This window comes from Pandoraea sp. NPDC087047 (genome assembly GCF_044745225.1).
Lineage (GTDB): Bacteria > Pseudomonadota > Gammaproteobacteria > Burkholderiales > Burkholderiaceae > Pandoraea.
Map to the genome: position 1 here is coordinate 32,997 of NZ_JBIUZU010000003.1, position 14,614 is coordinate 47,610.

General features: G+C 64.3%; 12 protein-coding genes. 2 read left to right on the plus strand and 10 right to left on the minus strand.

The features are described from left to right. Positions 1-44 precede the first annotated feature (44 nt). Positions 45-1,127, plus strand: a complete 1,083-nt coding sequence (locus ACIPHM_RS05670) for an MBL fold metallo-hydrolase (protein ID WP_400325409.1) — start codon at positions 45-47, stop codon at positions 1,125-1,127. A gap of 57 nt (positions 1,128-1,184) precedes the next feature. Here the strand turns inward: ACIPHM_RS05670 and ACIPHM_RS05675 are convergent, their stop codons facing one another. The 7 genes from ACIPHM_RS05675 to argS form a co-directional block, all read right to left on the minus strand. After that, positions 1,185-2,504, minus strand: a complete 1,320-nt coding sequence (locus tag ACIPHM_RS05675) for an MFS transporter (protein WP_400325411.1) — start codon at positions 2,502-2,504, stop codon at positions 1,185-1,187. A 222-nt stretch (positions 2,505-2,726) separates the two neighbouring features. Beyond that, on the minus strand, positions 2,727-4,049 hold the full coding sequence (locus tag ACIPHM_RS05680; protein WP_400325412.1) for an MFS transporter: 1,323 nt from the start codon (positions 4,047-4,049) through the stop codon (positions 2,727-2,729). A gap of 249 nt (positions 4,050-4,298) precedes the next feature. Then, positions 4,299-4,679, minus strand: a complete 381-nt coding sequence (locus tag ACIPHM_RS05685) for a hypothetical protein (RefSeq protein ID WP_400325414.1) — start codon at positions 4,677-4,679, stop codon at positions 4,299-4,301. 519 nt (positions 4,680-5,198) lie between these two features. Further along, positions 5,199-6,080 carry an SDR family oxidoreductase gene (locus tag ACIPHM_RS05690; RefSeq protein ID WP_400325415.1) on the minus strand — a complete coding sequence of 294 codons (882 nt, stop codon included), beginning with the start codon at positions 6,078-6,080 and terminating at the stop codon, positions 5,199-5,201. A 46-nt stretch (positions 6,081-6,126) separates the two neighbouring features. After that, on the minus strand, positions 6,127-6,807 hold the full coding sequence (locus ACIPHM_RS05695; RefSeq protein ID WP_400325416.1) for a thiol:disulfide interchange protein DsbA/DsbL: 681 nt from the start codon (positions 6,805-6,807) through the stop codon (positions 6,127-6,129). Positions 6,808-7,051: 244 nt separating this feature from the next. Further along, the gene (locus tag ACIPHM_RS05700) at positions 7,052-7,735 is read right to left on the minus strand and encodes an SPOR domain-containing protein (protein ID WP_400325418.1); all 684 of its coding nucleotides are present in this window, start codon (positions 7,733-7,735) and stop codon (positions 7,052-7,054) included. A gap of 61 nt (positions 7,736-7,796) precedes the next feature. Further along, a complete protein-coding gene (gene argS, locus ACIPHM_RS05705; RefSeq protein WP_400325419.1) occupies positions 7,797-9,560 on the minus strand; it encodes an arginine--tRNA ligase in 1,764 nt (587 codons plus the stop codon). 162 nt (positions 9,561-9,722) lie between these two features. Between argS and ACIPHM_RS05710 the strand changes: the two genes are divergently transcribed. Beyond that, positions 9,723-10,043, plus strand: coding sequence for a DUF1840 domain-containing protein (locus ACIPHM_RS05710; RefSeq protein WP_400325420.1), 321 nt, complete (start codon positions 9,723-9,725; stop codon positions 10,041-10,043). A gap of 248 nt (positions 10,044-10,291) precedes the next feature. Here ACIPHM_RS05710 and ACIPHM_RS05715 read toward each other — a convergent pair whose 3' ends face one another. The 3 genes from ACIPHM_RS05715 to metH form a co-directional block, all read right to left on the minus strand. Then, positions 10,292-10,609 (minus strand): hypothetical protein, encoded by a 318-nt coding sequence (locus ACIPHM_RS05715; protein ID WP_400325421.1) that lies wholly within the window; start codon positions 10,607-10,609, stop codon positions 10,292-10,294. A 185-nt stretch (positions 10,610-10,794) separates the two neighbouring features. Beyond that, complete coding sequence (locus tag ACIPHM_RS05720; RefSeq protein ID WP_400326504.1) at positions 10,795-11,505, minus strand: MgtC/SapB family protein; 711 nt, start codon at positions 11,503-11,505, stop codon at positions 10,795-10,797. Positions 11,506-11,811: 306 nt separating this feature from the next. Beyond that, a complete protein-coding gene (gene metH, locus ACIPHM_RS05725; RefSeq protein WP_400326507.1) occupies positions 11,812-14,517 on the minus strand; it encodes a methionine synthase in 2,706 nt (901 codons plus the stop codon). Positions 14,518-14,614: the final 97 nt, after the last annotated feature.

The window sequence follows — 14,614 nt, forward strand, 5'->3', positions numbered from 1 at the left end:
CAACCTGACAACAAGAGAACAAGCCCATCTGGAGCGTGGCCCCCGTGAATGCCCTCGAACAACAACTGAACTATCCCCTCGGAGATTTCCTGCCTGACGGCGGCACCGTGCGCGAAGTCGTGCCGGGCGTCTTCTGGGTGCGCATGCCGCTGCCGTTCGTGCTCGATCACATCAACCTGTGGTTGTTGCGCGATGAAGTCGATGGCATCAAAGGATGGACCGTTGTCGATTGCGGCATCACCCATCCCCAGATCAAGGCGTTTTGGGAACAAGTGTTCGACAGCGCGCTGGGTGGTGAGCCCGTATTGCGTGTGGTCGTCACCCACTGCCACCCCGATCACCTCGGCCTCGCGCACTGGATCTGCAAGGGCGGTGACAAACAACGCTGGCAAGCCCCGCTCGCCATGTCGCTCGGCGACTACGCGTGGGGACGCCTCATGTCCGAGGGCGACAATAACAATGCCGCCAACGCCGGGGGCGAATTCGCCGTCGCGCATTTCCTCGCGCATGGACTGGCCGACGAAGACATGATCGACCAGATCCGCAATCGCAAATCCTACTTCAGCGACCTCGTGCCCGACGTGCCGTCGCGCTACTTCCGTCTCAAAGACGGCGACACCCTGCGCATCGGGGGCAGCGACTGGCGTCTTATCGCAGGCTACGGCCATTCGCCCGAGCACATGGCGCTGTACTGCGAACAGCACAACGTGCTCATCTCCGGCGACATGGTGCTGCCGCGCATCTCCACCAACGTCAGCGTGTTCGACATCGAGCCCGAAGCCAACTCGCTGCAACTGTTCCTCGACTCGCTGGGCGTCTATCTCGAACTGCCTGCCGACTGCCTCGTGCTGCCGTCGCATGGCCGGCCGTTTACCGGATTGCACACGCGGATTCGCCAGCTTCGCGATCACCACGATGCGCGTCTGCAAGAAGTGCGCGACGCGTGTGCGCAGTCGCCGCAAAGCGCGGGCGACATCGTGCCCATCATGTTCCATCGCAAGCTCGACGCTCACCAGACCACCTTCGCCATGGGCGAAGCGCTTGCGCACCTGCACATGCTGTGGCGCGCGGGCGAGCTCAAGCGTGAGCGCGATGCCAGGGGCGTGTGGCGCTTCTCTCCGGTCTGAGCGCCTTTTCGATTGTCCGCCGCCCCTGTCGCGACGCTGCGACTGACGTCGGCGCCCTCAGGCGTGTTGCGTCGAGGCGGGAACGTGCCGCCCTTCGCGGCCCAGCAATCCGTAGGTGATGAGGCTGATCGCCACCGTCAGCAGAATGTAATACGCCGGCGCCAGCGGGTTCTGCGTTGTCTTGATCAGGTACGTGATCCAGAACGGCGCAAGGCCGCCGAACAACATCACCGAGACGTTGTACAGAATCGAGACGCCCGTCGAGCGCACGCCGACCGGGAACACTTCCGTGACAGCCGTCGGGAACGCGCCCCACACAAAGCCCATGCACACCGCAGGCAGAATCTGCGCGAGCAGCAGATTGCCCATCGACGGCGAGCCGTGCAGACGCGTGAACATCCAGAACGAAATCACGCCGTAGAGCAGCACGAAAAGCAGAATCAGCGGCTTGCGTCCGACGCGATCCGAAATCCAGCCCGTGAGCGGGCAGAGCGCGGCAATCAGCATCGCGGCGACGAACGTCGACAGACTCGCGGCGCCTTGCGTCAGACCGAGCTGCTTGACGGCGTAGATCGGCGTGTAGATCAGCGTGACGTAGAACGATGTCGTGGCCGCCACCGTCAGGCCGAAACCGGCGATCAGCGAGCGATAGTGCTTCGAGAAGACATCCGCGAGCGGCGTGCGTCGGGTCGGCTCACGCGTCGCGGCGTAAGCGAGAAACTCTGGCGACTCCGTCATGCGTCGTCGAATGTAAAAGCCCACCGGGCCGATCAGAATCCCGAACAGGAACGGCAGACGCCAGCCCCACGATTCGAGCGCTTCCTTCGTCAGTCCCGTGTTGAGCACGTACGCACAGAGGCCGGCGAGTGCAACGGCCAATGCCTGCGAGCACATCTGGAAACTGCCGTAGAAGCCGCGCAGATGCGGCGGCGAAAATTCGATGAGCATGGCCGTCGAGCCGCCGAACTCACCACCCGCCGAGAAGCCCTGAATCACGCGGGCGAGCAGGATCAGCAGGGGCGCGGCGAAACCGATGGTCGCGTACGTCGGGGCGATGCCGATCAGGCCCGTGCCCAATGCCATGAGCAGCACCATGACCGAGAGTGCCGACTTGCGGCCTGCGCGGTCGGCGTACAACCCGAACGCCAGTCCGCCAATGGGCCGGAAGAAGAACGCGACGCCGAGCGACGCCACGCTCGCAAGCAGCGAGGTCGTGTCGTTTTCCGCCGGGAAGAAGAGCTTCGCGATGACCACCGCGAAGAGACCGTAGACCGTGAAGTCGAACCACTCGAATGCGTTGCCCAGCGTGGAGCCGATCACCGCTTTGCGTCGCAGCGCCGGGTCGATGGCCGGCGCGCCGGTTGAGGTTGCCTGCATGTGCCTCTCCTGCTTGGTTGGGAGCGCCGCAGTCGGATCGGTGGGCGACAGGTGAATCGTCGACACGCGTCCGCTCTATGGCGGCGAGTCCGGTTTAACGTCGTGTATACCTCTGTTCAAGTTACAGGGACACTCTAACGCAGGTTTGGAATGCACCACAACGGGTCAAAAATACGACTGAATCTTGCGTGCGGTGTGAGGTTTCACGCAGGGAATGCAACGTCAGCCGGCGGGTTGCGGCGGGGCGGGAACGTGCCGGCCTTCGCGGCCCAGCCATCCGTACGTCATGAGGCTGATCGTCACCGTCACTAAAATGTAGTACGCCGGTGCCAGCGGGTCCTGCGTCACCTCGATCAGATACGTGATCCAGAACGGCGCGAGACCGCCGAACAGCATTACCGAGAGGTTGTAGAGAATCGAGACGCCCGTTGAGCGCACGCCGACCGGGAATACTTCCGTGACCGCCGTCGGGTACGCGCCTGACATACATCCCATGCACACCCCGGGCAGAATCTGCGCGAGCAGCAGATTCGTCATCGATGGCGCGGCATGCAGACGGATGAACATCCAGGCGGCCGTGAGGGCGTAAAGCAGCGAGAAAAGCAGGATCACCGGCTTGCGTCCGACGCGGTCCGACATCCAGCCCCCAAGCGGGCAGAGTGCGGCAAGCAATAACGCGACGATGAGTGTCGACAGGCTCGTCGCACCTTGTGTCAGACCGAGCTGCGTGATCGCGTAGATCGGCGTGTAGATCAGCGTGACGTAGGCCCCGGTCGTGAACGCCATTGTCAGGCCGAAGCCGGCGATCATCGAGCGGCGGTGCTTCGAGAAGACTTCGGTGAGCGGCGCGCAGCGCGCTGGCTCACGCGTGGCAGCGTGAGCGAGAAACGCCGGCGACTCCGCCATGCGTTGTCGAATATAGAAACCCACGGGGCCGATCAGAATCCCGAACAGAAACGGCAGACGCCAGCCCCACGACTCAAGGTCTTCCGTCGTCAGTCCCGTGTGGAGCGCGTACGCGCACAGTCCGCCAAGTGCGACGGCCAGTGCCTGCGAACACGTCTGAAAACTGCCGTAGAAGCCGCGTCGATGGGGCGGCGAGAATTCGATGAGCATGGACGTCGAGCCACCGAATTCACCGCCCGCCGAGAAGCCCTGGATCGCGCGCGCGAGCAGGATCAGCAGGGGGGCCGCGAAACCGATGGCCGCGTAGGTGGGGGCGATACCGATCAGTCCCGTGCCGAGCGCCATGAGCATCACCATGACAGAGAGTGCCGACTTGCGGCCCACGCGATCGGCGTATAACCCGAATACCAGTCCGCCGAGGGGCCGGAAGATGAACGCCACGCCGAGCGACGCCACGCCCGCAAGCAGCGAAGTCGTGTCGTCTTCCGCCGGGAAGTAGAGCTTCGCGATGACCACCGCGAAGAGACCGTAGACCCCGAAATCGAACCATTCGAATGCGTTACCCAGCGTGGCGCCGATTACCGCTTTGCGTCGCAGCGCCGGATCGATGACCGGCGTGTCGGTGGACGTTGTCTGCATGTGCCTCTCCTGCTCGGTTGAGCGTGCCACAGTCGGAACGGCAGGCCGTCGACGCGCGGACACGCTAGGGTGGCGGGCTCGGTATCACGTCTTGCAGACCTCGGTTCAAGTTGCCCGGACACTCGAACGCGGGTTCGGAATGCACCCGTAACGGGTCAAAGAAGCGGTGAATCTTGCGTGAGGCGGTGGGTTTTACCCACGGAATGCGACGAGCGGTATCAGGGAGGGCGCAGTGACGCAGCGATGCCGCTATCGTCGGCGGCGACCTTTCCAGCGATAGTTCCGCTGATCGACCCAGTCCCACATGCCGGTATACGGATTGAATTCGTACCCTTGCTGATGCTCGGTTGTGTAGCAGCCGCCTTTGCTCAGATAGCAACGCTCACGCAGAAAGTGGGCGGTGTCGCGTGACGTGTGAGGACGCGCCGGGGCGATGATGACGGGCGGACGCGGTCCGATGATGGCCGGTGCGGGCGTCACGATGAGCGGGGCCGGCGCAACGATGGTGGGCGCCGGCGTGACGATGACCGGCGCCGGGGCGACGATCATCGGCGCGGGCACAACGAGGGGAGGGGCAGGGCGAATGTATGTTGCAGGCGGCCCGACAACCTGCCAGTTGCCCGGGTCCATGACGGCGCATCCCGTCAAAACCGTCGCCAAGGATAGCGACAACAGGAGGCAGAAATACCGGCGAGAGCGCAGGCCGCGTGAGGAGCAAGCGCGTAACGCGTCTTGCGATGACATGACGTTCATGGGCGCCCCGCGCGTTGGCAATGCGGGGCACTGTAACGCGCGAAATACGGCATCTGCCGGCTCGGCCACGCACTTTGGGGAATGTCCGGGCGGGGGCTGACGGGCGGTGTCGCAGGCGGCTCCGATGCGCCGGGACATCGCCTAATGCATGCGGCCTGAAGGGTGTCGGACGGCCGTTGGCACGAGGGTTGTGCGAGGGCTCGGTGACGGGCGGCGAGACGGCGATGAGGTGGCTACGAAGCGTCGCTCGAAGGCCGTCAGGGGGCTGCCGGGAGGGTGAGCGGCCAGATGCCGGGCGAGATGGTGGGCGACATGGCGGTGAGACGGCTACGAAGCGTCGTTCGATAGCCGTCAGATGCTTGCGGGGAAGATCGCCGGATCGCGATTGCGAGATGGCTACGAAGCGCCATTCGCCGGGTCGTCCGGTGCGGGCGGTGTCTTGCTCGCCGCAGCCGGGGCGGCCTTCTGAGCCTTTTGCGCCTCGCGTGCTTTGCGCTGCGACAGCGTCGGCTTGCGCGGCGCACGGGCGAAGAGCATGTCGTACAGCCAGCGGGGCAGACGTCGCATGGCGCAGGCCACGATCCCCATCTGCCACGGCAGCACGACGAAACGTTTGCCACGCGCAATCGCCGCGGCCGCCTTGCGCGCGAACTTGTCCGCGTCCATCAGGAACGGCATCGGGAACGGATTGTCGTGGGTCAGCGGCGTACGGATGTAGCCCGGCGCAATCGTCACGACAGCGACCTTGTCGGCGCGCAACTCGACCCGAAGGCTTTCCAGATACGTCATCACCGCCGCCTTCGACGCGCTGTACGCACCATGTCCCGGCAACCCGCGCACGCCTGCCACGCTGCCGATGCCGACGAGCGTGCCCCGCTTGCGCTCGCGCATCGGCCCGACGAACGGGCTGAACGTGGCGATCATCGCCATCCAGTTGGTGTCCATGACCGACGCGAAATGCGGCAGATCCGCGGCGTCTTCCGTATTCACGCCGTGACTGATGCCCGCATTGGCGATGACGATATCCGGCACGCCATGACGCGACATGAAGTCCCCGGCCGCCGCGCGCAGGGCGAGTGCATCGCGCACGTCGAGCGCGTAGCAATGCACGGCATGCGGGTGCGGCAACGTGGCGGCCAGCTCGGTGAGGTTGTCGCCGCGACGTGCGACCAGCCCGAGAATGGCGCCCTGCTCGGCGTAATGACGCGCGAGCGCCTGCCCCAGCCCGCTGGACGCGCCGGTAATGAAGACCTTCGGAGATGTCGTGTGTGTGGCCATGGAACGCCAAAGCCCGGCCGGAGCCGGGCTTTGTGAGCGGCGAAGCTTACATCTTCTTCGCGCGGATCTGGTTGATGATCGAGTCGGCGGTCTTGAGCGCGGCGTCGAACGTCTGCTGCTCGGTCGTGGCCGGCTTGCCAGCCTTCTGCATGGCGTCGCCCGAAGTGGCCGGCGAGACGAGGTACTTGCCCTGAATCGCGATCGTCGGCACGCCGTCGATCTTGTAGTCGTTCCAGGTCTTGTTGGCCGTCTTCACATTGGTGGCGGTCGAGAAGCCGTTGTACGCGTCCATGTACTTCTGCTTGTCGATCCCGAACTGCGCGAGGAAGTCGGCTTGCTGTTGCGCCGTCAGCAGGTAGTTGTGCTTGACGTGAATCTCGTTGAAGACCTTCGGCGTGAGTTCGGCTTCACGGCCCAGCGCGGTCAGTGCGTAGAACATGCGCGTGTGCGGCTCGAAACGGTCCTGGAAGGCGACCGGCACGCGCTTGAACACCACGTCCTTGCCCTGCGCCTTGACCCACTTTTCCAGCGTCGGCTCAAGCGCGTTGCAGTGCGGGCAGCCGTACCAGAAGAATTCGGTCACTTCGATCTTGCCCGGGCCAGCCGACGTGGGCTGCTGGGAAATCGTGAGGTAGTCGGTCCCCGCGACCGGTGCTTCGGGCGACGCCGAGGCGACACCCGAGAGGAAACCGAAGGAAATCAGTACGGCACCAAGAAGTTTTTTCATGATCTGTGTTTTGGAGTGAGGCGGACGCGCCGGAAATCGGTGAGCGGCACGTCAGCGAAACCATATCCCGGATTCAGGCAAATTAGCCAGTGCGTATGACCGTTCATGCGCTCTCGGGTTCAACGTCCCGGCGATGCCGGTCCCCAATGATGTGGGCTTTCGTCAATCCTTGCAGGGCGCGAGCGCGGCGGTTTCGAGAGGAAAAACAAAAGGCGCTGCACTCGTCGTGCAACGCCTTTCGCGCTCACTGCTTCGTGAAACGGATGACTGCCGTGTCGTAACCGCCGTCTTGCAGGCGCTGACGCACGTGGTTCATCTCGTCGAGCTTGCCGTACGGGCCGAGACGCACGCGATAGAGCGTCAGACCGTTGGCGTCGCGCTGCGTGACCTTCGCTTCGAAGCCCGAAAGGGCCAGCTTGGCGCGCAGTTGCTCGGCGTCGTTCTGCGACTTGAAGGCGCCGACTTGCAGGTAGTAACCCGTGTTGGCGTTATCCGTGGCGCTCGCGGGCGGTGTGGTCGGCGGGGCCACCGGCACCGTCGATTTGCCGTTAAGAATGTCGGCTGGCGACGGCTTCGTCTGCGCGGGCGGCGCAGCCGGGGTCACCGGTGCGGATGCCGCAGGCGGCGTGACGGGAACGCCCGGCACGAGCGGCGACGACTCGACTGCCGAGGCTGTATCCGGCGTGGCCACACCCGACGCAGCTCCCGGCAGCGGCGTGCGCGGCTGGAGCGCCTTGTTCGGGTCCGGCGGCTGCGCGGCCGGCGAATTCTCCGCAGGACGCGGCGGCGTCTTCTCGACGAACGGGGTTGGCGTCTTCGTGATGTAGAGCGCGACGACGACGGCAACGGCCAGCCCAACGATCAGGCCGAGCACGATGCCCAGAAAAGTACCGCCCCGCTGGCGGGGTGGTCGACGTGTGTTTGCCATCGAATCGATTCCGTCCTTACAGAGTTCCGATGCGTTTTGCCGTTCGGAGTGGTTGGATAACTTACATCTTGGCCGGGGCCGACACGCCCAGCACGGCAAGACCGTTGCGCAGCACCTGACGCGTGGCCGCCAGCAGCGCCAGACGCGCATGCTTGACGGTTTCGTCGTCGACCAGCACGCGATCCGAGTTGTAGAAGGAGTGGAACGCGCCTGCCAGATCCCGCAGATAGAAGGCCACGGCATGCGGTGCCAACTCTTCGGCGGCGCGCGTGAGCATGTCCGGGTACTCGGCGAGCAGTTGCAGCAGCGCGAGCGCGCGTTCGCTGTCGAGCGGCGCGAGATCGGTGCTCGCAAGCGCCGCTTCGTCGCCTGCCCACTGCGTGAGAATCGAGCAGATGCGGGCGTGCGCGTACTGCACGTAATACACCGGGTTCTCGTCGTTCTGCTTGAGCGCGAGATCCACGTCGAACACGAATTCGGTGTCTGCCTTGCGCGAAATTAGGAAGAAACGCACGGCGTCGCGGCCACGGCGCAGGGCGTCTTCACGCTCGACGGGGTCCGTAACCGGCGTTTCCGCCGTAATGCCGCCCGACCATTCGATCAGGTCGCGCACCGTCACGTAGCTGCCTGCGCGCTTGGAGATCTTCACCTCTTCGCCATTGCGCATGACGGTGACCATCTTGTGCAGCACATAGTCGGGGTAGCCCTTCGGAATGCCGATGCCCAGCGCTTGCAGGCCGGCGCGTACACGGGCGATGGTGCCGTGGTGGTCCGAGCCCTGCACGTTGATGACCTGATGGAAACCGCGATCCCACTTGCGCGTGTGATAGGCGACATCCGGCACGAAATAGGTATACGTGCCGTCGGACTTGCGCATTACGCGATCCTTGTCGTCGCCGTAATCGGTCGTGCGCAGCCACAGCGCGCCTTCCTGTTCATACGTGACACCCGCATCGATGAGCGCCTGCACCGTGCGCTCCACGCTGCCGTCGGCGTACAGGGACGATTCGAGGTAGTACTGATCGAAGATGACGCCGAACGTTTGCAGATCGATGTCCTGCTCGCGGCGCAGATACGCCACGGCGAACGCGCGGATCGAGTGAATGTCTTCGATGTCGCCGCTGCCGGTGACGGGCTCGCCATCCGAGGCCTGCACGGTTTTGCGGGCAAGGAAATCTTGAGCGATGTCGCCGATGTAATCGCCGTTGTAGGCCGACTCCGGCCACTCGGCGTCACCCGGCTTGAAGCCGCGCGCACGCGCTTGCACCGAGATCGCGAGCGTCTGGATTTGCACGCCGGCGTCGTTGTAATAGAACTCGCGATGCACCGGACGGCCCTGCGTGCCGAGCAGCGCCGAGATCGTGTCGCCGAGCGCGGCCTGACGGCCGTGCCCCACGTGCAGCGGGCCGGTCGGGTTCGCCGAGACGAACTCGACGAGCACCGGTGCGGCTTCGTTGCTGGCGGCGCGGCGGCCGAAGGCGGCGCCTTCGGTCAGGATCGCGCGGGCGACCGACTGCTTGGTGGCGTTGGCCAGGCGCAGGTTGATGAAGCCGGGGCCTGCGATTTCGACGGCGTCGACGAGCCCCCTGGCGCGCGCGTCCGCGAGGATCGCATCGGCAATCTTCTGCGCCAGCTCGCGCGGATTCGCGCGCAACGGCTTGGCGAGTTGCATTGCCACGTTACAGGCCAGATCGCCGTGAGCAGCGACTTTCGGACGTTCGAGCAAGATGACGGGCGCGGCGGGCGCAGTGCCGTCAGCAGGCATCAAACCGGCGACGACGTCGCCGATCAGCGCGACGAGAGCATTCTTTTGGGCGGGTAGCATTGGCGGGTGTTTCGGGTGCGTCCGGACGCGTCCGGACAGGCAATTGAATCGTCAGCACCGGATTTTAACAGGTGTATGATGAAGTCACGGTACCCGCCGGTCCCCCTCGTTGCGTGACAAGCCGGGGGCGGCGGTGGTGATAACTCGAATAGGGAGCCATCCATGCTGGTAACGTTCAAGGCGCACGCTTCGCCCACGATCAACATGCTGGAGAATCTCGCGCAATTGCTGCTCGGCATTGTCGGCAAGAAACTCGGCGTGCGTGGTGCCATCGGAGAGGACGAAACAGCCGATGCGATTGCGAAGCTGGAGGCGGCGATTGCGGAGGACAAAGCCGCCGCAGCCAAGGAAAGCGAAGGCAAAAAGTCCGAGGACCGTGACGAGGACAATCGTCTGCGTCTGTCGCAACGGGCTTATCCGCTGCTGAACATGCTCAAGGAAGCGCACAAAGACGGCAGCGCGGTGATGTGGGAAGTGGAGTAGTCGATCGATCGTCGAGTCGGCGGATCGTTGGACGATTGACGAGATCCGTGTAACACCGCAGGCGCGTCGTCCGATCTCTGATCGTGTGAGACGCAAAAAAGCAGGCCGCAAATCGCGAGCCTGCTTTTTTTTATGGGGTCAGGTACGGGCCGCTCCCGGGCGAGGGGTCTGCGCTCGGCGGCAAGCGCCTGAGCAGCGGCGGCGCCGGTCCCTGTACGGACGCGAGGGCGTCCAGGTGACTCGGCCGATTACTGGGCCTTGCCCGGTGCGTTATCCGGCGCGTTGGTGGCACCGTTACCGGTGTTGCCGTTGTTCGGCGTCTTCTTGGTGCTGTGACGCGGCTTTTGCGCCTTCGAGTTCGGATGCGGGTCCGACGGCGTCATGGTCTGGGCGCCCGGCGTCGGGGCCTGCGGCGACATCGGCGACGCCTGGCTAGGCATCGGGCTCGACGGGTCCGTCGTCGTGCCGCCGCCCGGGCCGGCGGCACCGCCGCCACCTTGGGCGAAACTCAGTGCCGAGGCACCGGCGAGGGTCAGGGCTGCAACCGAAATGATCAGCTTCTTCATCAGATGGACTCCTTGGCTTTGCGCTGCACACGTCAGGAATGTCTGTCGTGCAGGCATCACTTGCGTTAGTGAGATTCCAGTCTAAGAAGCCGCAGCTCGCGGTGCTGTAAGGGTTTGTAATTGAATGTAATTCGGCTTTTTCCTAGGAACTTCTCGGGACGCCGTCGCCATCTTCCACCCGGCGATTAGTCGTCCGAACGGCTCGACCAGAACACCTGATTCACGCCGGGCAGCGTTTCGAGATGATCGGTGAGGGCGTCGAGCTCCCCCGCCTTGACCGCTGTCGGCAGCAGCAACGCCTCGATTTCGACTTCCGCTTCGCCGAACGGATGGATGTCGAGCGCACGCACCGGATAGTTCGACGCTTCGAGCCAGGCTTCCACCTTGTCGAGCACTTCGCGCTGCGTGGTGCGGGCGCAGATGACGGACAGCGCGTAGGTGGCTTCCGACGTCGCTTCGTTGATCGGCTTGCGGTTGATGCCGTTCACGACGGGGCGCAGCAGCGTGTTGGCGGCCAGCACGAAGGCGGCCACGATGACCGCCTCCACGATCATGCTCGCGCCGGCAGCGGCGCCCACGGCGGCCGATCCCCACAACGTGGCGGCCGTGTTCAGACCGCGCACCGAGGCGCCGTCCTTCATGATCGCCCCCGCACCGAGAAAGCCCACGCCCGACACGACATACGAAATCACGCGCGTGTCGCCGGGCATGAGCCGCATTGACAGGTCGACGAACGCCGCCGCGGCGACGGCCACGAGCACGTTGGTGCGCAGGCCTGCGGTTCGCTGACGGACCTGACGCTCGACGCCGATGATCGTGCCGAGGACAAACGCCACAGTCAGCGAGATGAGCGTGTTGAGCAGCGGGAGGAGCTGGAAATTCTGGATGCTGTGCAGTGCTTGCATGGAACGTCTCGAAGTGAGCCGGCTGGCACGGGCGAGAGGCCGAAAGCCGGGGATCCGATCTGTCCGATCAGCCCGATCGGTCCGAAGGGGCTGGGACGGGCGCGACAGTACGCTGGGGTTGCGACAGGGGCATGACACCGGCGCGGGGCGGGATATCCGCCCGCCGGGTCACGCCGATCCGGCAACGGCGCGGCGACAATGCTGCGCCGCGGCATTATGGCACCGGGAACCGGCGGGCGGAAGAGACGCCGCCGGCCCGGAGATGACGTGTTGTTTTTCGTCGAGACCGGCGGCCGATCAGGACAACTGCGGGGCGAGCAGACGTCGCGCGGTCGCTTCGTCTACGCCGGCGCGTTCCATGAAGTCCTCGACCTGGTCGGGGCCGATCTTGCCAACGCTGAAGTACGTGCTGTCCGGATGCGACAGATAGAAGCCCGAGACGCTCGCAGCGGGCAGCATGGCGAGCGATTCCGTCACGCTCATGCCGATTTCGTGCGCTTGCAGGTAATGGAACATCGGTCCCTTGACGGAGTGCTCGGGGCAGGCCGGATACCCCGGCGCCGGGCGAATGCCGACGTACTGTTCCTTGATGAGCGCATTGTTGTCGAGCTGCTCGGCGCTCGCGTAGCCCCAGAAGTCGCGGCGCACGCGCGCGTGCATGCACTCGGCGAAGGCTTCCGCCAGACGGTCGGCCAGTGCCTTGAGCATGATCGCGCTGTAGTCGTCGTGCGTGGCGAGGAAACCGGCCTCCTTCGCGTCGACGCCAAGACCTGCCGTCACGGCAAATACGCCGATGTAGTCGGCCACACCGCTGTCCTTGGGCGCGACGAAGTCGGCCAGCGAGCGGTTCGGACGACGCACGCCGTCGACCACCGGGCGCTCGCTCTGCTGACGCAGGTTGTGCCACGTGAAGGCGACTTCCGAGCGTGATTCGTCGGTGTAGATCTCGATATCGTCGTCGTTCACCACGTTCGCGGGCAGCATCGCGATCACGCCATTGGCGCTCAGCCAGCGGCCCTTGATCATGCGATCGAGCATTTCCTTGCCGTCGGCAAAGACACGCCGCGCCGACTCGCCGACGATCTCGTCGGTGAGAATCGCGGGGTACGGGCCGGCGAGATCCCACGTCTGGAAGAACGGACCCCAGTCGATGAATTCGGCCAGCTCAGCCAGATCGTAGTTCTTGAACACGCGACGGCCGATGAACTTCGGCTTGGGCGGCACGTACGTCGACCAGTCGACCTTGAACTTGTTCTCGCGGGCGGTGGCGAGCGAGACCATCGGCGTGGCCTTGCGGTTCGCGTGTTGCAGACGCACGCGCTCGTAGTCCGTCTTGAGCTCCGTGAGGTAGCGCTCGGCGGCCTCGTCGGAGAGCAGGTTCGAGGCGACCGAGACCGAGCGCGAGGCGTCCGGCACGTAGATCACCGGGCCTTCGTAGTTGGGCGCGATCTTCACCGCCGTGTGCACGCGCGAGGTCGTCGCGCCGCCGATGAGCAGCGGAATGTTACGCAGACGGAAGTAATCGTCGCGCTGCATTTCCGAGGCGACGTACGCCATCTCTTCGAGACTCGGCGTGATAAGACCCGACAGACCGATGATGTCCGCACCTTCTTCCTTCGCCTTGGCGAGGATCTCGGCGCACGGCACCATCACGCCCATGTTCACGACTTCGAAGTTATTGCACTGAAGCACCACGGTGACGATGTTCTTGCCGATGTCGTGTACGTCGCCCTTGACCGTGGCGATCACGATCTTGCCCTTCGAGCGAACGTCTTCCCCGGCGGCGGCCATGCGCGCCTTTTCTTCTTCGATGAACGGCACCAGATGCGCCACGGCCTGCTTCATCACGCGCGCGCTCTTCACGACCTGCGGCAGGAACATCTTGCCCGCGCCGAACAGATCGCCCACGACATTCATGCCGTCCATGAGCGGGCCTTCGATCACCTGAATCGGACGGCCGCCGGCGTCGAAAATCTTCTGACGGACTTCTTCGGTGTCTTCGACGATGAAGGTCGTAATGCCGTGCACCAGCGCATGCGCGAGACGCGCTTCGACCGGCTGATTGCGCCACTCCAGATTCTCTTCGCGCTTTTGCGCGCCGCCCTTGAAGCGGTCGGCGATTTCCAGCAGACGCTCGGTGCTGTCTTCGCGACGGTTGAGCACCACGTCTTCGACACGCTCGCGCAGCTCGGGGTCGAGGTTCTCGTACACGCCGAGCTGACCGGCGTTGACGATGCCCATGTCCATGCCGGCCTGAATCGCGTGGTACAGGAACACGGTGTGGATCGCTTCGCGCACGAGGTCGTTGCCGCGGAACGAGAACGAAACGTTCGACACGCCGCCGCTGATCTTCGCGCCGGGCAGATTCTGCTTGATCCAGCGCGTGGCATTGATGAAGTCGACGGCGTAGTTGTTGTGCTCTTCGATGCCGGTGGCCACCGCGAAGATGTTCGGGTCGAAGATGATGTCTTCGGGCGGAAAGCCGACTTCGTCGACCAGCACGCGGTAGCTGCGCTCGCAGATCTCGGTCTTGCGCGCGTAGGTGTCGGCCTGCCCCTGTTCGTCGAAGGCCATGACCACGGCGGCCGCGCCGTAGCGGCGAATGCGCTTGGCGTGATGCACGAACGCTTCCTTGCCTTCCTTGAGCGAGATCGAGTTGACGATCGCCTTGCCCTGCACGCACTTCAGGCCCGCCTCGATCACTTCCCACTTCGACGAGTCGATCATGATCGGCACGCGCGCGATGTCCGGCTCGGAGGCGATCAGGTTCATGAAGCGAACCATCGCGGCCTTGGAATCGAGCATGGCCTCGTCCATGTTGATGTCGATGACCTGGGCGCCGTTCTCGACCTGCTGGCGGGCGACCGCGAGCGCTTCGTCGAACTGGCCGTTCAGGATCATGCGCGCGAACGCTTTCGAACCCGTCACGTTGGTACGCTCGCCGACGTTTACGAAAAGCGTGCCCTCGCCAATATTGAAAGGCTCAAGGCCGGACAGGCGCATTGGCTGCACTGGCTCAACAGGCTTCAGGAAGGGCGTTTGGCTCATGGGGCAATCCGTTCAGTGGTTGGCGCGCGTGCTCTGGTGCTCGGGGCTATCG